Genomic DNA, 23405 nt, shown 5'->3' on the forward strand with positions numbered 1-23405 from the left:
ATCGTCATGGCCAACACGCGTTGACCACCCCGCGTCGGCACCAGGAGGGCTCGATGAACGCCACAGGCACCCAGGACACCCACTCCGTGATCGTCGTCGGCGCCGGCCCCACCGGTCTGCTCCTCGCCGGCGACCTCGCCACGGCCGGCGTCCCGGTCACCCTCCTCGACAAGCGCCCCCGCGAGATCAGCAACCTCTCGCGCGCCTTCGTGCTGCACGCCCGCACCCTGGAGGAGCTGGACGCCCGCGACCTGGCCGACCGCCTGGAGTCCGTCGGCCGCCCCCTGGAGAACCTGCAGCTCTTCGGCCGGCTGGACCTCGGCCTGGACGGGCTGCGCTCCCGCTTCCGGCACGTCCTGGTCATCCCGCAGTACGAGGTGGAGAAGGCGCTGCTGGAGCGCGCCGAGCGGGCCGGGGTGACGTTCCGCTACGGGACCGAGGTCACCCGGCTGACCCAGGACGCCGACGGCGTGACCGTCACCGTCACCTCCTCGGGCGAGGACGCGGGCAAGGGCACCGGCAAGGAATCCGGCGAGGACCGCGGCGAGGGCTCCGGCGGCGCCCCCGCCACCGAGCGCCTGCACGCCTCCTACGTCGTCGGCGCCGACGGCCTGCACAGCACCGTCCGCAAGGCCGTCGGGCTGCCCTTCCCCGGCCGCGCGGTGATCCGGTCCGTGGTGCTCGCCGACGTCCGGCTGGCCGAGGAGCCGCAGGCGCTGCTCACGGTGAACGCCACCGGGAAGGCGTTCGCCTTCCTCGCGCCCTTCGGCGACGGCTACCACCGGGTGATCGGCTGGAACCGCGACCGGGTCGTCTCCGACCACGCGCCGCTCGACCTCGACGAGGTCAAGCAGATCACCCGGCTCGCGCTCGGCCGTGACTTCGGCATGCACGACCCGCGCTGGATGTCCCGCTTCCACAGTGACGAGCGCCAGGCGCCCGCCTACCGTGTCGGCCGCGTCCTCCTGGCCGGCGACGCCGCGCACGTGCACAGCCCGGCCGGCGGGCAGGGCATGAACACCGGGCTGCAGGACGCCGCCAACCTGGGCTGGAAGCTCGCCCAGGTGGTGCACGGCCGCGCCGACGACGCGCTGCTGGACTCCTACCAAAGCGAGCGCCACCCCATCGGCCGGGCCGTGCTGCGCAGCAGCGGCGGCATCGTCCGCCTCGCCATGGCCCACCGGCCCTGGTCGCGGGCGCTGCGCGCGGCCGTCTCGGGCGTGGTGGACTCCGTGGCTCCCGTCCGCCGGCGCGCCACCGGCCAGGTGACCGGCCTCGGCTACCGCTACCCCGCGCCCCGCGGCGCCCACCGCTTCACCGGTCTGCGCGTGCCCGACATCGCCCTCGCCGACGGCGGCCGCCTGTACGCGTCACTGCGCGGCGGCCGCTTCGTGCTGATCACCCCGGGCGCCCCGGAGACGGCGGCGCACCCCTACGACGAGGGCCGCAAGGACCGGCTGGCGGTGGAGCACTGGGCGAGCGACCGGCGCACGGCCGTCCTGGTGCGCCCCGACGGGTACGCGGCCTGGGCGTCGGACGACGCGGACCCGGCCGCGATCGAGGCGGCCCTGGAGCGGCACGTGGGCTGAGCCCGCGCACCGCCGGGAGCGCCCCGCGCCCCTGGGCCGTATCCGCAAAGCCGCTCCCCCGGAGGGGGGACCGCGCCGGACGCCGCAGGCCCCGCCCTCCGGGCGGACGACGCGACTTCGCGGGTACGACCTAGCGTTCCGTCGAGAGCAGCAACTCCCGCAGCAGGTCGGCCAGCTGGCCGGCCTGTTGTGCGTTCAGGGCGGACAGCGCCTCGCGCTCGACGGCGAGGCCGGCGCCGACGGCGCGGTCGACGAGGTCGAGCCCCTGCTCGGTCAGCGTGACGCGCAGCCCGCGCCGGTCGTGCGGGTCGGGGGAGCGCCGCAGCAGCCCGGCGCGCTCCAGCTTGTCCAGCCGGCCGGTCATCCCGCCCGTGGTCAGCATGAGCGTCGCGGACAGCTCGCGGGGCGAGAGGGTGTAGGGCTCGCCGGCGCGCCGCAGCGTGGCGAGGACGTCGAACTCGCCGCGGGCCAGGCCGAGGGGCGCGTACGCCTTCTCCATGCGGTCGCCCATGGCGCGGGACAGCCGGAAGATCCGGCCGAAGACCTCCATGGCGGCGGTGTCGAGGTCGGGCCGGACGGCGGCCCACTGCTCGACGATCGCGTCGACGGGGTCCTGGGGGTGCGCCTTCGGGTTCATGGCCCGCAGTATCCGACGGCGGTCGGGTCGGTCGCAAGAAACCTGCTTGACGTTAAGTGGCTTAGCGCTAAGCTACTTGCAGCCTACCTAGCTCGCCGGGGACATCACCGGGGAAACCACCGGAAGGAACGGCCATGAACCGGTCCGCCACCGTTCTGCTCACCGCCCTCGCCCCCGTCTCCTGGGGCACCACCTACGCGGTCACCACCGAGTTCCTCCCGGCGGACCGCCCCCTGTTCACGGCCGCCCTGCGCGCCCTGCCCGCCGGCCTGCTGCTCCTCGCCCTCGCCCGGGTCCTGCCGCGCGGTGCCTGGTGGGGCAGGGCGGCGGTGCTCGGCGCGCTGAACATCGGCGCGTTCTTCCCGCTGCTGTTCCTCGCGGCGTACCGGCTGCCGGGCGGCATGGCGGCGGTCGTGGGCTCGGTCGGCCCGCTGTTCGTGGTGGGCCTGTCGGCGTTGTTCCTGGGGCACCGCCCCACCGCCCGGACCCTGCTCACCGGCATCGTGGCGGCCCTCGGCGTCAGCCTGGTGGTGCTCAGGGCGGCCGGGGTGCTGGACGCGGTCGGGGTCCTGGCGGCCCTCGCCTCCACGGCCTCCATGTCGGCCGGCACCGTCCTGACCAAGAAGTGGGGGCGCCCCGCGGGGGTCGGGCCGCTGGCGCTGACCGCCTGGCAGCTCACGGCCGGCGGTCTGATGACGGTGCCGCTCGCCCTCGCCGTCGAGGGCGCCCCGCCCGCGCTGGACGCCCCCGCGGTCGGCGGCTACCTCTACCTGGCCCTGGCCAACACGGCGCTCGCCTACTGGCTGTGGTTCCGCGGCATCGGCCGGCTCAGCGCCACCCAGGTCACCTTCCTCGGCCCGCTGTCCCCGCTCACCGCGGCGGTCGTCGGCTGGGCGGCCCTGGGCCAGACGCTGACCCCCGTCCAGCTCGCGGGCATGGCCCTGGCGTTCGGCGCGACCGTGGCCGGGCAGCTCCGCCCCGGCGGCGGGCCCGGCGTCCCCCGCACGCCCCGACGGGCGACCACGCGACCCGCCGCCCCCGTGCCCGCGCCCCGCACGACTGCCGCGACCCCCGCCCCCGCCCGGCAGGGCTGACCCCGAGCGCGCGGCGGCGCGCGGAAGACGACGGAGGGGCGCCCGGTACCCACCGGGCGCCCCTCCGCTTCACCGACGCGCGGTCAGCGACGCGCGTTCACCGGCCCGCGTTCACCGGCCCGCGTTCACCGGCCCGCGTGCGCCGCGTCCGCGGCCTGGGCCTTCAGGGCCCGCTCGACGCCGGAGCGGGACTCCGACACCAGGCGGCGCAGGGCCGCGTTCGGCCCGGCCGAGGCGAGCCAGGTGTCGGTCCTGGTCAGGGTGTCCTGCGTGACCTGGACCGACGGGTACAGGCCGATCGCGATCTGCTGCGCCATCTCGTGCGAACGCGACTCCCAGATGTCCTTGAGGACCTCGAAGTACTTGTCCGTGTAGGGGGCGAGCAGCTCGCGCTGGTCGGTCTGCACGAAGCCGGCGATCACCGCCTCCTGCAGCGCGTTCGGCAGCTTGTCGGACTCCACGACCGACGCCCACGCCTCGGCCTTGGCCTGCTCCGTCGGGCGCGCGGCGCGGGCGGTCGCCGCGTGACGCTCACCGGCGGCCGTGCGGTCCCGCTCGTACTCGGCGGCGATCTCCGCCTCGTCGTAGCGGCCCACGGCGGCCAGGCGCTGCACGAACGCCCAGCGCAGCTCGGTGTCGACGGCCAGCCCCTCGACGGTCTGCGAGCCGTCCAGCAGGGCCTCCAGCAGGTCGAGCTGCTCGGGCGTGCGGGCGGTCGCCGCGAAGGCGCGCGCCCAGGCGAGCTGGTGGTCGCCGCCCGGCTCGGCCGACCGCAGGTGGGCCAGCGTGGCGTCGGTCCACCGGGTGAGCAGCGTCTCGCGGGCGCTCGGGTCGGCGTACAGGTCGATCGCCAGCTTCACCTGGCGGTGCAGCGACTGCACGACGCCGATGTCCGACTCCCGGCCGATGCCGGACAGCACCAGCGACAGGTAGTCGCGGGTCGCGAGCTCCCCGTCCCGGGTCATGTCCCAGGCGGACGCCCAGCACAGGGCGCGCGGCAGCGAGGCGTCGAAGTCGCCCAGGTGCTCGGTGACGAACGCCAGCGACGCCTCGTCCAGGCGGACCTTGGCGTAGGACAGGTCGTCGTCGTTGAGCAGCACCACGTCGGGGCGGCGCCGGCCGTGCAACTGCGGCACGGCGGTCCGCTCGCCGTCGACGTCCAGCTCCAGGCGGTCCTCGCGCACCAGCTTGCCGCTCGCCTCGTCACGGACGTACAGGCCGACGGCGATGCGGTGCGGGCGCAGCGTCGGCTCGCCCTTGGCGCCGGCGGGCAGGGCCGGGGCCTGCTGGACGATGGTGAAGGAGGTGATGACGCCGTCGGCGTCCGTCCCGATCTCCGGGCGCAGGACGTTGATGCCCGCCGTCTCCAGCCACTTGCGCGACCAGTTCTTCAGGTCGCGCCCGGAGGTCTCCTCCAGTGCGCCCAGCAGGTCGGACAGGCGCGTGTTGCCGAACGCGTGGCGCTTGAAGTACGCCTGCACGCCGCGGAAGAACGCGTCCTCGCCGACGTAGGCCACGAGCTGCTTGAGGACGCTGGCGCCCTTGGCGTACGTGATGCCGTCGAAGTTGACCAGCACGTCGTCCAGGTCGCTGATGTCCGCCATGATCGGGTGCGTGGAGGGCAGCTGGTCCTGCCGGTACGCCCAGGTCTTCATCTGGTTGGCGAACGTCGTCCACGAGTGCGGCCACTTCGAGCCGGGCGCGTCCGCCTGGCAGGCGGCCTCGGCGTAGGTGGCGAACGACTCGTTCAGCCACAGGTCGTTCCACCACTCCATGGTGACCAGGTCGCCGAACCACATGTGCGCCAGCTCGTGCAGGATCGTCGCCGCCCGCACCTCGTACGCGGCGTCCGTCACCTTGGAGCGGAACACGTACTGGTCGCGGATGGTCACCGCGCCCGCGTTCTCCATCGCGCCCGCGTTGAACTCCGGCACGAAGAGCTGGTCGTACTTCTGGAACGGGTACGCGTAGTCGAACTTCTCCTGGAACCAGTCGAAGCCCTGCCGGGTGACGTCGAAGATCGCGTCGGCGTCGAGGTACTCGGCGAGCGAGGGACGGCAGTAGATGCCGAGCGGCACGCTCTGGCCGTCCTTCTCGTAGACGCTGTGCACGCTGTGGTACGGGCCGACGATCAGCGCCGTGACGTACGTCGAGATGCGCGGGGTCGGCTCGAAGGCCCAGACGTTGTCCCGGGGTTCGGGCGTGGGGGAGTTGGACACGACCGTCCAGCCCTCGGGGGCGCGCACGGTGAACCGGAAGGTGGCCTTCAGGTCGGGCTGCTCGAAGGAGGCGAACACCCGGCGGGCGTCGGGCACCTCGAACTGGGTGTAGAGGTAGGCCTGTTCGTCGACCGGGTCGACGAACCGGTGCAGGCCCTCACCGGTGTTGGTGTACGCGCAGTCGGCGACGACCCGCAGGACGTTGCGGCCCTCCAGCAGCCCCGGGAGCGCGATCCGGGAGTCCGCGAAGACCTCCGCCGGGTCGAGGGCGTCACCGTTGAGGGTCACCTCGTGGACGGCCGGGGCGACCAGGTCGATGAAGGACTGGGCCCCGTTCTCGGCCACGTCGAAGCGCACCGTCGTGACGGACCGGTAGGTCCCGCCCTCCTGCGCGCCGGAGAGGTCGAGATCGATCTCGTACGAGTCAACGGTGAGCAGCTTCGCCCGCTGCTGCGCCTCTTCGCGAGTCAGGTTTGTGCCAGGCACGCGGTCATCTCCTCGTGGTGTGTCGGTCGCGTCATCCTTCCACGCGACCGGTGCCGAGCGCGATGTCCGTTTCCTGCCGGTGAGCAGGTCGTACGTGCGACAGCCTGGAGCCATGAGCACCTACACGGCACGAGCACTCGCCCCCGAGGTCCTGGCGGAACTGCGCGCCACCGACGACGCCGGACGCGTCCCCGTCCCGGAGCGCGACGAGGAGGGCGGCGCCCCGCTGCGCTGCTGCCTGCGGCACAGCCGGGCCGGCGAGCGGATCACCCTCGTCTCCTACGCGCCGCTGCGCCGCTGGGCGGCCGCCACCGGCGCCGACCCGGGCCCGTACGACGAGCAGGGGCCCGTCTTCGTCCACGCGGAGGAGTGCGGGGGACCCGAGGGGGACGGCCTGGCGTTCACCAACGCGCACCGCGTCCTGCGCCGCTACTCCGCCGACGGGCGCATCCTCGGCGGCGAGCTGGTCGAGGAGGGCTTCGGCGACGCGGAGCTGGCGAAGGCGTTCGACGACCCGGCCGTGGCGCTGGTCCACGTCCGGGCCGTCGAGTACGGCTGCTTCTATTACGAGGTCCGCAGGCCCTGAGCCGGGACCGACAGGGCTAGGCGGACGCCGTGCGGCCCTTGAGCTCGGCCGCCACCAGCTCGGCGAGCTGGACCGCGTTCAGCGCGGCGCCCTTGCGGAGGTTGTCGTTGGAGACGAACAGCGCGAGGCCGTTCTCCACGGTCTCGTCGCGCCGGATCCGGCCCACGAACGAGGGGTCCTGGCCGGCGGCCTGCAGCGGGGTCGGGATGTCGCTGAGGGCGACCCCGGGGGCGCCGGCCAGCAGCTCGGTCGCGCGCTCGGGGGAGACCGGGCGGGCGAAGCGGGCGTTGACCTGCAGCGAGTGGCCGGAGAACACCGGGACCCGGACGCAGGTGCCGGAGACCTTCAGCTCCGGGATCTCCAGGATCTTGCGGGATTCGTGGCGGAGCTTCTGCTCCTCGTCCGTCTCGTTCAGACCGTCGTCGACGAGGTTCCCGGCGAAGGGCAGCACGTTGAAGGCGATCGGGCGCTTGTAGACGCCGGGCTCGGGGAAGTCGACGGCCGCGCCGTCGTGGGTGAGCCGGTCGGCCTCGGCGACGACCTTCTGCACCTGGCCGTGCAGCTCCGCGACGCCCGCGAGGCCCGAACCGGACACCGCCTGGTAGGTGGCCACCACCAGGGCCTCCAGGCCCGCCTCCTCGTGCAGCGGCTTGAGGACCGGCATCGCGGCCATCGTCGTGCAGTTCGGGTTGGCGATGATGCCCTTGGGGCGGCTCGCGATCGCGTGCGGGTTGACCTCGGCCACCACCAGCGGCACGTCCGGGTCGCGGCGCCACGCCGAGGAGTTGTCGATCACGACCGCGCCCTGCGCGGCGACCTTCTCGGCCAGCGCGCGGGAGGTGGCGCCGCCCGCGGAGAACAGCACGATGTCGAGGCCGGTGTAGTCGGCGGTGGACGCGTCCTCCACCGTCACGCCGTCCAGCTCGGACCCGGCGGAGCGGGCCGAGGCGAACAGGCGCAGCTCGGTGACCGGGAAGTCGCGCTCCTTGAGGATCCTGCGCATGACCGTGCCGACCTGTCCGGTGGCTCCGACGATTCCGACCCTCACGGCGACTCCCTCTGCGTGTCCTGCGTGGCTCTGTCCTGCGTGTCTTCGTCCCGCAGGTGGCTGCGGTCCTTCCATCATGCGGCCGACCGGGGTGAAGCTGTCCAATTCTTTGCCCCCGTGTTCGAGGAGTGGGACACCTGCGGGGCGCCGGTGTGACCTACGCCTCCGAACGTTTCCGGGCCCGGCGGCGTCGTAGGGGAAACGCGGTGAGGGGAGGGGTGTCCGTGCTGCGCAGAGCGGCCCGCCGCGCCCAGGGGGACACGGCCGTGCCCGGCGATCCCCTGGACGCGGCACAGGAACGCCGGGTGCGGGCGGTGCTCGCGCTCGGCGGCGTACCGCAGGCGGACCTGCCGGACGGGGTGCAGCAGGTCCGCCTGCGGCTGCTGGAGCGGGCGGCGAACGGGCAGGAGGCGCCGCGGGACGTCTCGGCGTGGGCCGCCGTGGTCGCCTCCAACCTGGCCATGGACTGGCACCGCGCCCGGCGCCGCCAGGAGCGGCTGGGGGAGCGGCTGGCCTCCCTGCGCCAGGCCGCCCACCCCTCCGGGGAGGACACCAGCGTGCTCTCCCTGGCGGTCGCGCGGGGCCTGGACCAGTTGCCCGACGCCCAGCGCCAGGTCGTCGTCCTGCGGTTCTACGCCGACCTCCCGGTCCGCTCCATCGCCGAGGAGCTCGGCGTCCCGGAGGGCACCGTCAAGAGCCGCCTGCACACGGCGGTACGGGCCCTGCGGGTCCGGCTGCACGAAGACGAGGTGGTGTGAGATGACCGCCGGACACGACACCGCCGGACCCGCCGGGCCCGGCCGCGACCCGCTGTCGGCCGTGCTGGGCGACGAGCCCCTGACCGACGAGGAGCGCGCCGATCCGGCCTTCCTGGCCGGGCACCGGGCGGCCGCCGCCGACGTGGACCTGCTCAGGGACCGGCTCGCGCTGCTCGCGGACGCCCTCACCGGGGACGGCACCGCCCCGGCGGCCCGCCCCCCGGCGCCCGTGGCGGAGCTGCGGCGGCCCCGCCGCCGGGTGCTGCCCCTCGCCCTGAAGGGGCTGGGCGTGGCCGCGGCCGGGGCGCTGGTCGTCGGCTCCGGGTGGCTGCTGGTGGGGGCCGGGCGAGGAGCCGACCTCGACGGCGCCTCCGGCAGCGCGGACAAGGCCCAGTCCGGCGCCGGGGCCTCCACCGGGTCCGGCGCCGAGGACGGCAAGGCCGGGCAGAGCGCCGGCGTTCCGCTGGGCGACCCCGCCTACCTGGCGTGCGCCCGGCTGGTGGCGGAGGGCGACGTGACGGGCGTGGCCCGGCTGGCCGGCGGCCCAGGCGCCCTGCGGATCACCCTGCGGGTCACCCGCGCCTACAAGCCCGCCCGCACCGGGACCGAGGTCACCTTCACGACGGACGCCGGCCCCGACGGCACCACCGCCCCGGACGGCACCGCCGCGTCCGCCGCGCCGCCGCTCCCCGTCCGCGGCGACCACGTCCTGGTGGGCCTGTCGCCCGGCTCGTCCGAGGCGGACACCTGGACGGTCGGCGAGGCCGCGATCGCCCCGCAGCGGGCGGCCCTGCTCCGGGCGCTCCCCGCGGCCCGCGGCCTGCCCTGCGCCTGACGGCCCGGTACGGCGAAGGGGCGGGCGCCCGTACGGACGCCCGCCCCCCTCACCGCTGTCGCGGTGTCACGGTGTCACTGCGTGACCTTCCCGATGGCCACGTTGCCGGTGCCCGCGACCGTGCCGTTCGCGTTCACGAGCTGGACCCGGCCGAAGAAGGCCCGGCCCTCCGGTGCGGCGGCCGCGGCGGTGACGGTGGCCGACACGGACGCCGAGGCGCCCGTGGCGAGCTTCACCGGCGCGGAGCCGGGGACGTCGACCGTGCCGAGGGCGGTCGAGAAGAACACGTCCCGGTAGTCGTACGCGGTCGAACCGGCCGGCACCGAGTAGCCCACGACCTGCACGGTGTACGTACCGGCGGCGGGCGACGGGACGGAGACCGCCTCCTCCGAGTCGCCGTCGGCGGACTGGGCGACCTGCTTGCCGGTCGCGTCGTAGACCGTCAGGTCCAGGTCGGCGGAGGTGTCGGAGACCTTGCCGATGGCGACGTCCAGCGACGTGGCGCCCGCGGGCACCTCGACCGTGGTGGTCTGCGTCTCGCCCTGGGCGATGCTCGGACGGGTCGTCTTGGACGAGCCGAGCGGGCCGCCGACCAGCTTGCCGTCGAGCGCGGCGAAGCGGTTCGTCACCGTCCAGGAGGCGGTGGCCGGCGTGCCGACCTTGGCCTCGGGCACGGTCACGGTGGCCGGCGCGAAGTCCGCGCCGAGCACGGTCACGTCGAGCTTGTACGGGTTGTCGAGCAGCGGCGACGTACGGCGCGACTCGACCTCGATCTCCCAGACGCCGGGGGCCGGGGCGGCGTACGCGCGCACGTCGGGCCGGCAGCCGTTGCCGTCGAGGTAGTTGTTGTAGCAGTACGGCGTCGAGGTGTTGTCCTGCGGGACGCCGTAGGGGTGGATGGCGATGAACCGGGTCTGGCTCTTGTCCTTCAGCCCGCCGATGGCGACCTCGAGGGACGTGGCGCCCTCGGGGACCGTCACGAAGTAGGACCGCGTGCTGTTGCGCTGCACGGTGTCCGACGCGCTGAAGGTGTACTGCACCGGCGAGGAGACCACGACCGTCGTCATGATCTGCTTGTCGACGCCCTCGGTGCGCGGGTCGTCGACCTCGAGGATCGCGCTCTTCAGGCCCGCCGAGCGCGGGGCCGCCTGGACCTTGACGGTGACCGGCTGGTTCAGCGGCAGCTTCACCTCGTCGGAGCCGACGATCCGGAAGGTGCCACCGGCGTTGTTGGCGAAGTGCAGCTCGTGCCGGACCGCCTTGTCGGGGCCGGACGTGCGGGTGACGGTGACGTCGTAGGTCTTCTTCTGACCGGCCTTCAGGCCGCCCTCGCGGTCGTAGAGGCCGGTGCCGAAGCCCGGCTCCTTCAGCGCGTAGTCGATCGCGGTGTCGACCGGGGCCTTGACGGTGTAGTCGTGGGCGGAGGCGCCGTGGCGGATGGCGTCCCAGGCGTCCACGATGTCGATCAGGCCCGCGCCCTCCTCGTACGCCTGCACACCCTTGATGTGGTCGGCGGTGGAGGTCAGGGCGGTGCGCAGCACGGCGGGCGTCAGGTCGATGCCCTTCTGCTCGGCCGCGGACAGCAGCAGCGCGGAGGCGCCGGCGGCCTGCGGGGAGGCCATCGAGGTGCCCTGCAGCATGGAGTAGCCGGCCGGCAGCGAGTAGCCCGCCTCGGCGACCGGGGAGCCCGGCAGCCAGGTCTGGGTGGTGTTGATCGCCGCGCCGGGCGCGGTCAGGGTCGGCGTGAAGCCGCCGTCCTCACGCGGGCCGCGCGAGGAGAACGGCATCATCGCGTACTTCTTCGTCACGGCCGAGCCGTAGTTGGCGGCCCAGGTCTCCTTGGAGATGGACGCGCCGACGGAGATGACCTTGTCCGCGAGGCCGGGGTCGCCGATGGTGTTGGCGCCGGGGCCGGAGTTGCCCGCGGAGATGACCAGCTGGACGCCGTAGGTGTCGATGAGCCGCGTGTACAGCTCGGCGCGGGCGTTGTTGCCGTCGTTGAGCGCCGGCAGGCCGCCGATCGACATGTTGACGATGTCCACGCCGCGGTTGACCACGAGGTCGATCATGCCCTCGGTCAGCGCGACGTTGGTGCAGCCGCCGGTCCAGGTGCAGGCCCGGGACGACACGATCTTGGCACCGGGCGCAGCGCCGTCCATCTGCCCGCCGAACAGGCCGTTGGCGGAGGTGATGCCGGCGACGTGGGTGCCGTGCTCGGACTCGATGACGCCGATGTTGACGAAGTCGGCCTTCTTGCCGACCCAGTCGCCGCCGTACGGGTCGGTGGGGACGTCCTTGCGGATCTCCACGACGAACGGCTGGCGCTCGGCGACGTCGGTCGTCGGGTCGTCGGTGCCGAACCAGCCGACCTGGTGGCCGTCCTTGTACGGCTTCATCGGCGTGTCGTCGGTGAAGTCGAAGTTGTTGTTCAGGTCCACGCGGACCGTGCCGGCGGCCGGGTCGTAGAGCAGGCCCCAGGCGTCGGTGGTGTCGCCGTCGCGGTTGGCGTCGCCCTTGGCGTCGCCGCCGGCCGTGGCGGACTCCCGGAACAGGCTGACCTGGTAGCTGCCCGCGGGTGCCTTCCAGGTGGCGCCGCCGTAGGTGAACGACGGGCCGCTGACCGGGTTGGTCATCCGCCGCCAGGTGCCGTCGCTGTCGACGATCGGGTCGGTCGCGGTGACCCAGTCGACGATCTTGCGCTCGCCGGTGGTGGTCTTCTGCAGCGCCGGGTGGCCGAGGTCCACGCCGGAGTCGAGGATGCCGATGGTGACGCCCCGGCCGTCGGCCTTGGGGTGCTCGCGCACGAAGTCGACGGCGCCCGTCTCGAAGGACGGGTTGTACGGGTTGACCGCGGGGGTCTTCTTGCCGGGCGCCGGGTACGTCGTGGTGCCGGTGCCGCCCTTGGCGCCGTGCGCGGTGTCGGCGCTCGGCGTCGGGTCGTCGAGCTGGATCTCCTGGCGCAGGTCGATCGCGTGCACCGAGGACAGCTTGGCGGCGGCGGCGATGGCCGCGTCGGCCTTGGCGGTGGGGACGGTGGCGCGGACGTAGCCGAGCTTGTCGTAGGAGCGGCCCACGGAGCCGCCCTTGACGCCGTCGAGCTCCTCGGCGACCTGCTCGGTCCTGCCGGGCGCGGTCGCCACCATGAGGGTGACGTTCTTGTCGCCGGCGGCCTTGGCGTCGGCGAGCAGGTCGGCGTCGTCGGCGCCGAGCTTGTCGTGGGCGGACTTCACGCCCGGGTCGGCGGCGGCCGGGGTCTGGTCGGCGGAGAAGGCCATGGGTATGGGCCCGGCCGCGGACAGTGCGGTCACCAGGCCGGCGGCCACGGCTATGCGGACCGCGCGTCTGGCGCCCCGGCCCGGTTCCCGCTCGGGGGTGTGGGTCATCGGCATCCCTTGCAGTGAAGGAGCGTGCGTCATACGACCGGGGCGATCACGCCCGGTCGCACCCGTCCGGAATCCGGTCCCGGACGGTCGCACAGCTTTACGCAAGAGACAGCTATTTGGGGAGGGTTGACCGAATCGAAATGGATGTATGGGGAAAACCCGCGATGGATTTTACGGACGGCACGGGCCAAGCTGTGACATTCCTGTGAACTGCCGCGCAGCGGACGCCGGTCGGCCGGGGCGGACCGGGGGCGGCCGCCGTCCGGGGAGCGGACGGACCGGACGGAAAGGACGTGCCGATCCGCCGGGCAGCGTCTAACGTCCCTCCGTGCGAAAGAAGTTGCGGGTGGCGGCCTACGCCGTGTGCGTCCGGGACGGACAGCTCCTGCTGGCCCGTTCACCGGCCCCCGACGGCACCCCGGAATGGGTGCTGCCCGGCGGCGGCATGGACCACGGGGAGGACCCGTACGACACCGTGGTGCGCGAGCTGGAGGAGGAGACCGGGTACCGCGTGGAGGTGACCGGACTCCTCGGCGTCGACTCCTTCCGCAACGTCTCGCCCGGCGACGGCCCGCTGCGCCGCCCCGTGGACCACCACCGCCTCCGGCTCGTCTACGAGGCCCGCGTCGCGGGCGGCGACCTGCGCTTCGAGACCGGCGGCTCGACCGACATGGCCGCCTGGCACGACCTGGCCGCGGTGCCCGGTCTGCGCCGCGTCCACATGGTCGACGTGGGCCTGCGCCTGTGGCGCGAACGGCCGCCGACGGGACGGGTGTCCTGCCCCGCCGGATGAACGCGGAGTGACCGGCTCCCGGACACCGCGGGAGGGCCCGGCGGCCGGTGCGCGGTGCCGTGATCCACGTACGGCGATGGGCGTCGCGCGTTGCGTCCGCGTTCACGCCCGGGTCATCCCCGGTGCCGAGCATCCGGTGAGAGCGGGACGTCCGTCTCGGCGGGCGCCCGCGGCCACCGACGTCTCCGCACCCCGGGGAGAAGAGCGCCATGCCGCGCACACGCTCCGTCACGCCCTCCGCCCAGGAGGTCGACCGCCGCACCGTCCTCGCCGCCACCGCCGCCGTCTCGGTCTCCGTCTCCGTGGGGGTGGGCTGGGCCCTGCGTCCCACCGACAGCCAGGCCGCCCCCGCCCCCGCGACCCCGTCCGCCCCCGCCCCGGCCGTCCCCTCCCCCCGCCCGAGCCCGGCCGCCTCCGGGGGAACGGCGCCGACCGCCCCCTACCGCGAGGGCACGACCCTCGCCTCCGTCGCCACCGCCCGCGCCGGCGAGCACTACCGCCGGCTGGCCGGCGGCGCCGGCTGGAACCGCGTCGTGCGCGACGGCGCGGTCCCCGCCCGCCCCGGCCGCGCCGGACGCCGTACGCCCCTCGCCGCCTTCGTCCAGCTCACCGACCTGCACCTGATCGACACCCAGCACCCGCTGCGCCTGGAGTTCCTGGGCGCCGCGAACCCGCTCTCCTGGCGCCCCCAGGAGGCGCTCACCGTGCACGGCGCGGTGTCGCTCGTGGAGCGGATCAACTCCCTGCCCGGCGGCCCGGTCACCGGCGCCCCGCTGGACTTCGCCGTCACCACCGGCGACAGCACCGACAACAACGCCGGCACCGAACTGGACTGGTACCTCACGGTCTTGAGCGGCGGCCGCATCACCCCCGACTCCGGTGACCCGCTGCACTACGAGGGCGTCCAGAACAGCGGCGTCGAGCTGTACTGGCAGCCCGACTCCCCGGCCCGCGACCTGTACAAGCAGCGCGGCTTCCCCCGTCTGGACGGCTACCTCGCGGCCGCGACCCGCCCCCTGCGCAGCCCCGGCCTGACCCTGCCCTGGTACTCCACCGTCGGCAACCACGACTCCCTGCCCCTCGGCTGCTACGGACACGGCGACTCCTGGCTCGCCGAGTACGCCGTCGGCGGCCGCAAGCTGATGAGCCTCACCGCGACCGAGGCACGCCGCCTGCGCGGCAGCATCAGCGACGCCACCGACCCGCTGGGCACCGGCCTGCGCGAGCTGCTGCGGGCGCACCGCCGCGACCTGCGCCCGGTCACCCCGGACGAGCGGCGCGCCCCCTACACCCCGGCCGAGTGGCTGCGGGCCCACCTGGACCCGGCGCACACCGGACCCGGCCCGGCCGGCCACGGCTACACGGCCGCCGAGGGCACCCAGTACTACGCCTTCCGCGTCAGCGACGACGTGGTCGGCATCAGCCTCGACACCACCGACCCCGGCGGCCACTTCGAGGGGTCGGTCGGCACCGCGCAGCTCTCCTGGCTGGAGCGGACCCTCACCGCCCACCGCGACGCCCACGTGCTCGTCTTCAGCCACCACACCAGCACCACCCTGTCCAACACCCGCCCCGACCCGGCCCGCCCGGGCGAACGCCGCCACGGCGGGCCCGAGCTGCTGGCCGTGCTCGGCCGCCACCGCAACGTCGTGGCGTGGGTGAACGGCCACATCCACCGCAACGCGATCACCCCGCACACCGGCGCCGACGGGCACCAGTTCTGGGAGGTGTCCACCGCCTCGCACGTGGAGTACCCGCAGCTCGCCCGGGTGATCGAGCTGGTCGACAACCGGGACGGCACCCTCTCCCTGCACACCACCCTGATCGAGTCGGCCGCCCCGGCCCGCACCGACTTCACCGACCTGTCCCCGCGGGGCCTGGCCGCGCTGTACCGCGAGCTGTCCTTCAACGCCCGCAGCGGCGACCGGGTCCTGACGGGCGGCGCCGGCGACCGCAACACGGAACTGCTGCTGAAGAAGGTCTGACCGCCCCGTCCCCGCCCGCACGAGGAGGGGCCGCCGGGCGGTACGCCCCGCGGCCCCGCGGCCCCTCCTCTCCCCTCCTGCTCCCGGCGCTGCCGCCGGCCCCCCGGCCGTTACCGCGGCAGCACCACGACGTACGCGGCCGGGTCCCGGTCGGTCGCCGCCATCAGCGCCGTGCGGATCACCGCCGCCTGCTGTTCCATCGCGTCGCGCAGCTTGCGCGGGGTGACGTGCACGACCGTGATGCCCAGCCGCTCCAGGTGCTCGCGCTTGCGGGCGTACTCCGACCACAGCGCGTCCTCGTCCTGGCGGGGCGCGCGGGTGTCCAGCTCCACCGCGACCGCCTGCTCCGGCCAGTACGCGTCCAGGCCGCCGAGGTGCGGTCCGCCGGGCAGCCGCAGGTCGACGTTCCACACCGGGTCCGGCAGGCCGTACTCGCGGACCATGCGGTAGAGCCGTTCCTCGGCGATCGCCCGCCCCTCCGCCAGCAGCGAGTCCACCGCGTCCACCACGTGCGGCCGGGCGAGCAGCTTGGCCCGGGTCAGCTCCCGCACCACCGCGGCCGGTTCGCAGTGACCGCCGCGCACCGCCTCGGTCAGCAGCCGCCGCACCGCCCCCGCGTCCGTCAGCTCCGCCACCGCGTCGGCCAGCGCCCGCGGCACCGGCGCCACCGGGACGCCCGTCACCTGCTCGGGCGCGGGCAGCTCGGCGGTGCGCACGATCCGCGCGCACCCCGTCGAGCGCAGCCGGCGCAGCCGCGGCACCAGGACGTCGACCCGCTCCAGGGACAGCAGCGGGGGAGCGCCGGAGAAGCCGTGGAGGTTCAGGGCCGCCAGGCCGGTGATCATCGCGTCGGCGTAGGCCGCCCGGTGCGGGCCGCCCGCGCCCGGCTGGACCGGCACCGCGGGGGAGGCGGTCTGCCGGGCGGCGTAGAGCAGCACCGCGTGCAGGCGCTCCTCGCTGGTGGGCGGCCCGGGGTGGAGCAGGTACACGCCCGGCAGGAGCTGCTGCCAGGGGCCGCCCGGCCGGCACTGCTCGGTGGTCTCGGCGGGCGAGACCCTGTGGCTGCGGAGCTGGGCCGTGGTCAGGACGCGCCGCTGGACGTCCGAGAGGTGGCGCAGCGGGCGGGGCGAGAGCGGGGGGATCGGGGTGTTGTGGTTCATGACCCGGGGATTCCCGCGCCGGATCCACCGCTTAACCGCTGTTACACGCTCGTCGACAATTCCGGACAAGCGCGTACTAAAGGACGGGTGTTCGGATGCCGATAGGCGCCGAAAACCCCTGGTCCCGAAGGGTGGGTCCAGGGGTTACGGTGCTGATTGCCCGAATTTCGTAACGGTGACCGTGGGCCTAATCGTTGGCCAAGGATCAGGGTGCCGTGGGTTCTGCGGCCTCCGCCCGGGCGTCGCACTCCTGGCCGCGCAGCGTCCGCGCCAGGTCGTCCCGCGCCTCCAGCACCAGCCGCCGCAGCGCCGGCGGCGCGCCCTCGTGCGCCGTGAGCCACGCGTCCGTCGCCGCCAGCGTCGCGGGGGAGTCCTGCAGCGACGGGAACAGCCCCGACACCACGTCCATGCCGATCTGGATGGACCGCTCGGCCCACACCCGCTCGATCGCCGCGAAGTACTTCTCGGTGTACGGCGCGAGCAGCTCCCGCTGGGACGCCTGGGAGAAGCCCGCGATGGTGGCCCCCACCAGCGCGTTGGACAGCGCGTCCGACTCCACGACCTGCGCCCACGCCTGCGCCTTCACCGCGGCCGAGGGGCGCGCGGCCAGGCAGCGCACCTGGTGGCGCTTGCCGGAGGCCGTGTCGTCGCGGGCCAGCTCGGCCGCCAGGGCCTGCTCGTCGGCGACGCCGTGCGCGGCCAGCGGCTCCAGGAACGCCCAGCGCAGCTCCTGGTCCACGTCCAGCCCGTCGATCTTCCCGGTGCCGTCCAGCAGCTCGCCCAGCAGCCGCAGGTCGCCCTCCCCGCCGGCCACGGCGGCGTAGAAGCGGGCCCAGGTGAGCTGCTGCTCGCTGCCCGGCGCGGCCTCCCGCAGCCGTGCGAGCGCGCCCTCCGCCAGCAGCCGCTCGCCGGTGGGCCGCCAGCCGGGCGCCGCGTAGTGCTCCAGCGCCGACCTCGCCCACGCGTGCAGCATCTGCAGCACGCCGATGTCGCTCTCGCGCCCCGCGAACCTCAGCACCAGCGCGATGAACTCGCGCGCCGGCAGCAGCGCGTCCCGGGTCAGGTTCCACAGCGCCGACCAGCACAGGGCGCGGGCCAGCGGGTCGGTCAGCGCGCCCAGGTGCGCCCGGAGCGTGTCCAGCGAGGTCGCGTCGAAGCGGATCTTGCAGTAGGTCAGGTCGTCGTCGTTGACCAGCACCAGCTCGGGCGCCGCAGCGCCGGCCAGCTCCGTGACGACCGTGCGCGGGCCGTCGACGTCCACCTCGGCGCGCGCGTACCGCTCCAGCGCCCCGGCCGGGGTGCGCCGGTACAGCCCGACCGCGACGCGGTGCGGCCGCAGCTCCGGGTGCGACTCGGCGGCCTCCTGCACCACCGCCAGCTCGTCGATCCGGCCCCCGGCGTCCAGCAGCACCTGGGGCGTGAGCGCGTTCACGCCCGCCGTCTGCAGCCACGACCGCGCCCAGGCGCCCATGTCCCGGCCGCTGGTCTCCGCCAGCACCGACAGCAGGTCGCCCAGGCGCGTGTTGCCGTACGCGTGCCGCTTGAAGTAGCGCCGCGCGCCCTCCAGGAACGCGTCCTGGCCGACGTACGCGACGAGCTGCTTGAGCACCGAGGCGCCCTTGGCGTAGGTGATGCCGTCGAAGTTGAGCTTGGCGTCCTGCAGGTCGCGGATGTCGGCGGTGACCGGGTGCGTGGAGGGGAGCTGGTCGGCGCGGTACGCCCACGCCTTGCGGCGGTTGGCGAAGGTGATCCAGGCGTCGGTGAACCGGGTCGCGCCGACGTTGGCGAAGGTGCCCATGAAGTCGGCGAAGGACTCCTTCAGCCACAGATCGTCCCACCAGGCCATGGTGACCAGGTCGCCGAACCACATGTGGGCCATCTCGTGCAGGATCACGTTGGCCCGGGCCTCGTAGGAGGACCGGGTGACCTTGCCCCGGAAGATGAACTCCTCGCGGAAGGTGACCAGCCCCGGGTTCTCCATCGCGCCGAGGTTGTACTCGGGCACGAACGCCTGGTCGTACTTGCCGAACGGGTACGGGTAGTCGAAGTGCTCGTGGAAGAAGTCCAGGCCCTGCTTGGTCACCAGGAACACGTCGTCGGCGTCGAAGTGCGGCGCGAGCCCCTTGCGGCACAGGGCGCCGAGCGGGATGCGCAGCGTGGAGCCGTCGGGCAGCTCGCGCTCGTAGGAGTCGGTGACGTAGTGGTAGGGGCCCGCCACGACGCAGGTGATGTACGTCGAGATCGGCCGGGTCTCCGCGAACCGCCACACGCCGTCCGCGAGCGTCCCGGCGCCGTTGCTCCACACCGTCCACTCCTCGGGCGCGCGCACCTCGAAGCGGAACGGCGCCTTGAGGTCGGGCTGCTCGAAGTTCGCGAACACCCGGCGGGAGTCGGCCGGCTCGTACTGCGTGTAGAGGTAGACCTCGCCGTCCTCCGGGTCGACGAAGCGGTGCAGGCCCTCACCGGTGCGCGAGTAGGCGCACCGCGCGTCCACGACCAGCTCGTTCTCCGCGGCCAGGTCCTCCAGCACGATCCGGGAGCCGTCGAAGACCTCGGCCGGGTCCAGGTCGCGGCCGTTCAGGGACACGGCCGTCACGCGCGGCGCGATCAGGTCGGCGAAGGACGAGGCGCCCGGCTCGTTGCAGCGGAAGCGGACCGTGGTCACCGAGCGGAAGGTGCGCGGCTCGCCGGCGGGGGCGTCGCCGACCGCCGAGCGCACGTCGAGGAAGACGTCGTACCCCTCGACGGACAACAGGGCGGCCCGCTCCCGGGCTTCGTCGCGGGACAGGTTCTCACCGGGCACGGGCGGACTCCCTCACTGCGTGTGCCGAGGTCATGTGACAGGGCCGATCCTGCCATGCGCCCCTGACGCCGGGCAGCAGGGAATGACCGGGACGGCCGCCGGCGTTGTGAAGGGGAACGCTGCATCGCGCCGCCGCCGAGCTCGCTGAGGAGAGACATGTCGGAGAAGACGCCCGTCGACTTCTGGTTCGACCCCCTGTGCCCGTGGGCGTGGATGACCTCCCGCTGGGTGCTGGAGGTGGAGAAGCTCCGGGACATCGAGGTGCGCTGGCACGTGATGAGCCTGGCCGTCCTCAACGAGGACAAGCTCGACGAGCTGCCCGAGGAGTACCGGGAGATGCTGGCCACCAAGGCGTGGAAGCCGATCCGGGTGGTCACCGCCGCCTGGCAGAAGCACGGCGACGACGTCCTCGGCCCGCTGTACACGGCGCTCGGCACCCGCATCCACAACAACGGCGAGGGCCCGACCCTCGAGGCCGTCGCCGGGGCGCTCGCGGACGTCGGCCTGCCCGCCGACCTCATCGACTACGCCGACCAGGAGAACTTCGAGTTCGACGCCGAGCTGCGCGCCTCCCACAAGGAGGGCATCGAGAAGGTCGGCCAGGACGTGGGCACCCCCGTCATCGCCGTGCCCGGCCCCGACGGCGAGCAGATCGCCTTCTTCGGCCCGGTCGTCACCCCCGCGCCCAAGGGCGAGGAGGCCGCCCGGCTGTGGGACGGCACCCTGGCCGTGGCCTCGGTCCCCGGCTTCTACGAGATCAAGCGCACCCGGACCAAGGGCCCGGACTTCAGCAACCTCTGAGCCCCGTGTGCAGGAAGGCCCCCGCGCGTCACGTCCGCGCGGGGGCCTTCCTTCTTTTCTCCGCCTGCCCGCGTGAAGGGTGAGAAGACGATCACGAGGCAGGACGCTCCGGGGGGTGCGGGAGGGGGCTCAGGCCGCCGGCAGCAGGACGTTGCCGCGGGTCCGCGCGGCCGCCAGGCGCCGGGCGACGTCCTGCCAGTTCACGACCTGCCACATCGCCTCGATGAAGTCGACCTTCTGATTGCGGTACTGCAGGTAGAAGGCGTGCTCCCAGGCGTCGAAGACCAGGACGGGGACGGCGCCCTGGCCGACGTTGCCCTGGTGGTCGTAGACCTGCTCCACGACCAGCCGGCCGCTGAGCGGCTCGTAGGCGAGGACGCCCCAGCCGGAGCCCTGGGTGGTCGCGGCGGCCTTGGAGAGCTGGGCCTTGAAGCCGGCGAAGGAGCCGAAGGACTCCCGGATCGCCTCGGCCAGCTCACCGACGCCGTCCTGCGCCAGCGGCTCGCCGCCGCCGTCCCTCGGGCCGGTCATGTTCTCCCAGTAGATCGAGTGCAGGATGTGCCCCGACAGGTGGAAGGCCAGGTTCTTCTCCAGGCCGTTCAGTGCCGCCCACTGCTCCTTGTCGCGCGCCTCGGCGAGCTGCTCCAGCGTGTCGTTGGCGCCCTTGACGTAGGCCGCGTGGTGCTTGTCGTGGTGCAGCTCGATGATCTCCGGGCTGATCACGGGTGCCAGCGCCGCGTAGTCGTACGGCAGGTCGGGCAGCGTGTACACGGGCATGCGCGGGGTCCCCTCGACTTATTGCAACTTACTCGCAACAACAACCTAGCAGCAAGAAGCCCCCGTGGACGAGACCACGGGGGCTTTCGCGGCGGGCCGCGCGTCGCTACGCCGCCACGGGCGTGTAGTGCGAGGCGTCGCCCTCGATCGAGTAGCTCTCCTTGCCCTCGACACCGGCCGGGACGTCCCCGGCGACGGTCACCCGGTGCAGCCGGCGGGGCAGGCCGTCGTAGTTGTCGATGGCGTAGTGCTGGGTGATGCGGTTGTCGAAGACCACGAGCTGGTGCTCCGACCAGCGGTGCCGCAGCACGTTCTCCGGCCGGGTCACGTACGACTGGAGCAGGTCGAGCAGCTTGCGGGACTCGCCGAGCGACAGCCCGACGATGCGCTGCGCGAAGCCGCCGATGAACAGGCCGCGTTCCCCGGTCAGCGGGTGCACGCGGACGACCGGGTGGACCGTGCGGTACTTGATCGAGGTGAACTGGGCGCGCTGGGCGGCCCGGTCCTCGTCGATGTCCTCCTCCGGCACGGCGTAGTCGTAGTCGTTGGTGTGCTCCGCCCACAGCGTGTCGGCGAGCCGGCGCAGCGGCTCGGGCAGGTCGCGGTAGGCGGCGGCCTGGTTGGCGATCAGCGTCTCGCCGCCGTACGGCGGGACGGTGAGCGAGCGCAGGGTGGTGGCCTGCGGCGGGTTCAGGACGAACGTGACGTCGGTGTGCCAGTGGTTGGCGCGGCCCCGCTCGCTGTCGACGGGCAGCACGTGCGGGGCGTCCGCCACGGCGCCGACCGTCGGGTGGGCGGTGGTGAGGTCGCCGAACCGGCGGGCGAACGCCTGCTGGCCCGCGTCGTCCAGGCCGTGCGCGTCCAGGACGAGCGCCTTGTGGGTGTTCAACGCCTCCCGGAGCGCGGCTACCTCCGCCTCGGCGAGCGGGCGGGTGAGGTCGACGCCGGAGACGTGCGCGCCGATCCGGGCGGTGACCTTGGTGATCTCGATGCTCATGACGGACCTCTCGTGACAGGGGGAAGGGCAGGGGCGGGGACGGGTCAGACGAGGGCGGGCGCGCCGGCCGGGCGGACGTACTGGTTCTCCGGGCGGGGCAGGCCGTAGCGCTCGCGCAGGGTGGCGCGCGGGCCGTACGCGGTGCGCAGCAGGCCGCGGGCGCGCAGGATCGGCACGACGTGGTCGACGAACAGCTCCAGTCCGGACGGCAGCACCGGCGGCATGATGTTGAAGCCGTCGGCCGCGCCCTGGGTGAACCAGGTCTCGATCGCGTCGGCGACCTGCTCGGGCGTGCCCGCGAAGGTGAGGTGCCCGCGCCCGCCGCCCAGCCGGCCGATCAGCCGCCGCACGGTCAGCCGCTCGCGCCGGGCCAGTTCGACGACCAGCGTGTAGCGGCTCTTGGCGCCCTCGATCTCGCTCTCCGGGGGCAGGTCCGCGGGCAGCTCGGCGTCCAGGTCCAGGGAGCCCGCGGGCAGGTGCAGCAGCCGTTCGAGGTGGTCCACCCCGTGCCGGTGCACGATGTGGTCCTCCAGCAGCTCCTCCTGGGCGCGGGCCTCGGCCTCGGTGGAGCCGAGCACCGGGACGATGCCGGGCAGCACCTTCACGTGCTCCGGGTCGCGCCCCGCCCGCACGGTGCGGGACTTCAGGTCGGCGTAGAAGGCCCGCGCGTCCTCGATCGTCTGCTGCGCGGTGAACACCGCCTCCGCGTACCGGGCGGCGAAGGCCTTGCCGTCGTCCGAGGAGCCGGCCTGCACCAGCAGCGGGTAACCCTGGGGCGTGCGCGGCACGTTGAGGGCGCCCTCGACGCTGAAGTACCTCCCCCGGTGCCGGGGCGGGTGGATCTTGGTGTCGTCGCCCCAGACGCCGGCCGCCTTGTCGGCGACGATCGTGTCGTCCTCCCAGCTGTCCCAGAGCTTCAGCGCCACGTCCACGAACTCGGCGGCCCGGGCGTACCGCTCGGCGTGCGCGGGCTCGGCGTCCAGGCCGAAGTTGCGGGCCGCCTCGGCGCCGGCGGTGGTGACGATGTTCCAGCCCGCGCGGCCGCCGCTGATGATGTCCAGCGAGGCGAACTTGCGGGCCAGGTTGTAGGGGGAGTTGTAGGACGTGGAGGCGGTGGCGATCAGCCCGATGTGCTCGGTGGCCGTCGCCAGCGCGGTCAGCAGCGTGAGCGGCTCCAGCGCCCCGGCGGGACGCTGCGCGACGCTGCTCCACAGCTGGGGGCCGTCGGCGAGGAACAGCGAGTCGAACGTGCCGCGCTCGGCGGTGCGGGCCAGCCGCACGTAGTGGGCGAGGTCGACGTGCGCCGACGGGTCGCTCTCGGGGAGCCGCCACGACGCCTCGTGGTGGCCGGTGTTCATCAGGAACGCGTTGAGGTGGAGCTGACGGGGCATGGGGGTCCTTCGCTGGGGACGGGGGCGTCCGGGGTCCTCGGCACGGGGCGGCGGCGCTCGCCG

Annotated in this window: 17 protein-coding genes; 8 read left to right on the forward strand and 9 right to left on the reverse strand. The window is 73.7% G+C overall.

The features are described 5' to 3' along the window. Positions 1-53: 53 nt before the first annotated feature. Entirely contained in the window at positions 54-1589 is a 1536-nt protein-coding gene (locus tag E4U92_RS00495) for an FAD-dependent monooxygenase (protein ID WP_137298210.1), read from the forward strand. A 130-nt stretch (positions 1590-1719) separates the two neighbouring features. Here E4U92_RS00495 and E4U92_RS00500 read toward each other — a convergent pair whose 3' ends face one another. Then, positions 1720-2226 carry a MarR family winged helix-turn-helix transcriptional regulator gene (locus E4U92_RS00500; RefSeq protein ID WP_137298211.1) on the reverse strand — a complete coding sequence of 169 codons (507 nt, stop codon included), beginning with the start codon at positions 2224-2226 and terminating at the stop codon, positions 1720-1722. Between the two features lie 134 nt (positions 2227-2360). On the opposite strand from E4U92_RS00500, the gene E4U92_RS00505 reads away from it, so the two are divergent. Further along, complete coding sequence (locus tag E4U92_RS00505) at positions 2361-3320, forward strand: EamA family transporter (RefSeq protein WP_137298212.1); 960 nt, start codon at positions 2361-2363, stop codon at positions 3318-3320. 125 nt (positions 3321-3445) lie between these two features. Here E4U92_RS00505 and pepN (E4U92_RS00510) read toward each other — a convergent pair whose 3' ends face one another. Next, positions 3446-6025, reverse strand: coding sequence for an aminopeptidase N (gene pepN, locus E4U92_RS00510; RefSeq protein ID WP_137298213.1), 2580 nt, complete (start codon positions 6023-6025; stop codon positions 3446-3448). Positions 6026-6137: 112 nt separating this feature from the next. Here pepN (E4U92_RS00510) and E4U92_RS00515 point away from each other — a divergent pair, with 112 nt between their 5' ends. Next, on the forward strand, positions 6138-6611 hold the full coding sequence (locus tag E4U92_RS00515; RefSeq protein ID WP_137298214.1) for a DUF1203 domain-containing protein: 474 nt from the start codon (positions 6138-6140) through the stop codon (positions 6609-6611). Between the two features lie 16 nt (positions 6612-6627). On the opposite strand, the gene E4U92_RS00520 is transcribed toward E4U92_RS00515, so the two are convergent. Continuing rightward, positions 6628-7659 (reverse strand): aspartate-semialdehyde dehydrogenase, encoded by a 1032-nt coding sequence (locus E4U92_RS00520; RefSeq protein ID WP_137298215.1) that lies wholly within the window; start codon positions 7657-7659, stop codon positions 6628-6630. A gap of 218 nt (positions 7660-7877) precedes the next feature. On the opposite strand from E4U92_RS00520, the gene E4U92_RS00525 reads away from it, so the two are divergent. Both E4U92_RS00525 and E4U92_RS00530 read left to right on the forward strand, forming a co-directional pair. Then, entirely contained in the window at positions 7878-8417 is a 540-nt protein-coding gene (locus E4U92_RS00525; RefSeq protein ID WP_137298247.1) for a sigma-70 family RNA polymerase sigma factor, read from the forward strand. A 1-nt stretch (position 8418) separates the two neighbouring features. Continuing rightward, entirely contained in the window at positions 8419-9252 is an 834-nt protein-coding gene (locus tag E4U92_RS00530; RefSeq protein WP_137298216.1) for a hypothetical protein, read from the forward strand. A 74-nt stretch (positions 9253-9326) separates the two neighbouring features. Here the strand turns inward: E4U92_RS00530 and E4U92_RS00535 are convergent, their stop codons facing one another. Then, positions 9327-12635 (reverse strand): S8 family serine peptidase, encoded by a 3309-nt coding sequence (locus E4U92_RS00535; RefSeq protein ID WP_137298217.1) that lies wholly within the window; start codon positions 12633-12635, stop codon positions 9327-9329. 328 nt (positions 12636-12963) lie between these two features. Here E4U92_RS00535 and E4U92_RS00540 point away from each other — a divergent pair, with 328 nt between their 5' ends. Then, on the forward strand, positions 12964-13428 hold the full coding sequence (locus tag E4U92_RS00540) for an NUDIX hydrolase (RefSeq protein WP_137298218.1): 465 nt from the start codon (positions 12964-12966) through the stop codon (positions 13426-13428). Positions 13429-13637: 209 nt separating this feature from the next. Then, a complete protein-coding gene (locus E4U92_RS00545) occupies positions 13638-15413 on the forward strand; it encodes a TIGR03767 family metallophosphoesterase (protein ID WP_137298219.1) in 1776 nt (591 codons plus the stop codon). 110 nt (positions 15414-15523) lie between these two features. Here the strand turns inward: E4U92_RS00545 and E4U92_RS00550 are convergent, their stop codons facing one another. Both E4U92_RS00550 and pepN (E4U92_RS00555) read right to left on the reverse strand, forming a co-directional pair. Further along, positions 15524-16573: a hypothetical protein gene (locus E4U92_RS00550; RefSeq protein ID WP_137298220.1), complete on the reverse strand. Its 1050-nt coding sequence runs from the start codon at positions 16571-16573 to the stop codon at positions 15524-15526. Positions 16574-16778: 205 nt separating this feature from the next. Beyond that, positions 16779-19376, reverse strand: a complete 2598-nt coding sequence (gene pepN / locus E4U92_RS00555) for an aminopeptidase N (protein ID WP_137298221.1) — start codon at positions 19374-19376, stop codon at positions 16779-16781. Between the two features lie 156 nt (positions 19377-19532). Here pepN (E4U92_RS00555) and E4U92_RS00560 point away from each other — a divergent pair, with 156 nt between their 5' ends. Beyond that, on the forward strand, positions 19533-20177 hold the full coding sequence (locus E4U92_RS00560) for a mycothiol-dependent nitroreductase Rv2466c family protein (RefSeq protein ID WP_137298222.1): 645 nt from the start codon (positions 19533-19535) through the stop codon (positions 20175-20177). 129 nt (positions 20178-20306) lie between these two features. On the opposite strand, the gene E4U92_RS00565 is transcribed toward E4U92_RS00560, so the two are convergent. The 3 genes from E4U92_RS00565 to E4U92_RS00575 all read right to left on the reverse strand — a co-directional run bounded on the left by E4U92_RS00565 (position 20307) and on the right by E4U92_RS00575 (position 23342). Continuing rightward, the gene (locus tag E4U92_RS00565) at positions 20307-20954 is read right to left on the reverse strand and encodes a superoxide dismutase (RefSeq protein ID WP_137298223.1); all 648 of its coding nucleotides are present in this window, start codon (positions 20952-20954) and stop codon (positions 20307-20309) included. Between the two features lie 106 nt (positions 20955-21060). After that, positions 21061-21951 carry a TauD/TfdA dioxygenase family protein gene (locus tag E4U92_RS00570; RefSeq protein WP_137298224.1) on the reverse strand — a complete coding sequence of 297 codons (891 nt, stop codon included), beginning with the start codon at positions 21949-21951 and terminating at the stop codon, positions 21061-21063. 44 nt (positions 21952-21995) lie between these two features. Further along, positions 21996-23342, reverse strand: coding sequence for an LLM class flavin-dependent oxidoreductase (locus tag E4U92_RS00575; RefSeq protein WP_137298225.1), 1347 nt, complete (start codon positions 23340-23342; stop codon positions 21996-21998). Positions 23343-23405: the final 63 nt, after the last annotated feature.

The sequence above is a fragment of the Streptomyces galbus genome (assembly GCF_005280195.1).
Lineage (GTDB): Bacteria > Actinomycetota > Actinomycetes > Streptomycetales > Streptomycetaceae > Streptomyces > Streptomyces galbus.

Excerpts from the sequence above, each read along its gene's own strand:
- E4U92_RS00545 (WP_137298219.1), top strand. The coding sequence starts at position 13,638 with ATGCCGCGCACACGCTCCGTCACGCCCTCCGCCCAGGAGGTCGACCGC.
- E4U92_RS00535 (WP_137298217.1), bottom strand. The coding sequence starts at position 12,635 with ATGACCCACACCCCCGAGCGGGAACCGGGCCGGGGCGCCAGACGCGCG.
- E4U92_RS00575 (WP_137298225.1), bottom strand. The coding sequence starts at position 23,342 with ATGCCCCGTCAGCTCCACCTCAACGCGTTCCTGATGAACACCGGCCAC.
- E4U92_RS00515 (WP_137298214.1), top strand. The coding sequence starts at position 6,138 with ATGAGCACCTACACGGCACGAGCACTCGCCCCCGAGGTCCTGGCGGAA.
- E4U92_RS00500 (WP_137298211.1), bottom strand. The coding sequence starts at position 2,226 with ATGAACCCGAAGGCGCACCCCCAGGACCCCGTCGACGCGATCGTCGAG.
- E4U92_RS00565 (WP_137298223.1), bottom strand. The coding sequence starts at position 20,954 with ATGCCCGTGTACACGCTGCCCGACCTGCCGTACGACTACGCGGCGCTG.
- E4U92_RS00550 (WP_137298220.1), bottom strand. The coding sequence starts at position 16,573 with ATGAACCACAACACCCCGATCCCCCCGCTCTCGCCCCGCCCGCTGCGC.
- E4U92_RS00505 (WP_137298212.1), top strand. The coding sequence starts at position 2,361 with ATGAACCGGTCCGCCACCGTTCTGCTCACCGCCCTCGCCCCCGTCTCC.
- E4U92_RS00495 (WP_137298210.1), top strand. The coding sequence starts at position 54 with ATGAACGCCACAGGCACCCAGGACACCCACTCCGTGATCGTCGTCGGC.
- E4U92_RS00570 (WP_137298224.1), bottom strand. The coding sequence starts at position 21,951 with ATGAGCATCGAGATCACCAAGGTCACCGCCCGGATCGGCGCGCACGTC.
- E4U92_RS00560 (WP_137298222.1), top strand. The coding sequence starts at position 19,533 with ATGTCGGAGAAGACGCCCGTCGACTTCTGGTTCGACCCCCTGTGCCCG.
- E4U92_RS00530 (WP_137298216.1), top strand. The coding sequence starts at position 8,419 with ATGACCGCCGGACACGACACCGCCGGACCCGCCGGGCCCGGCCGCGAC.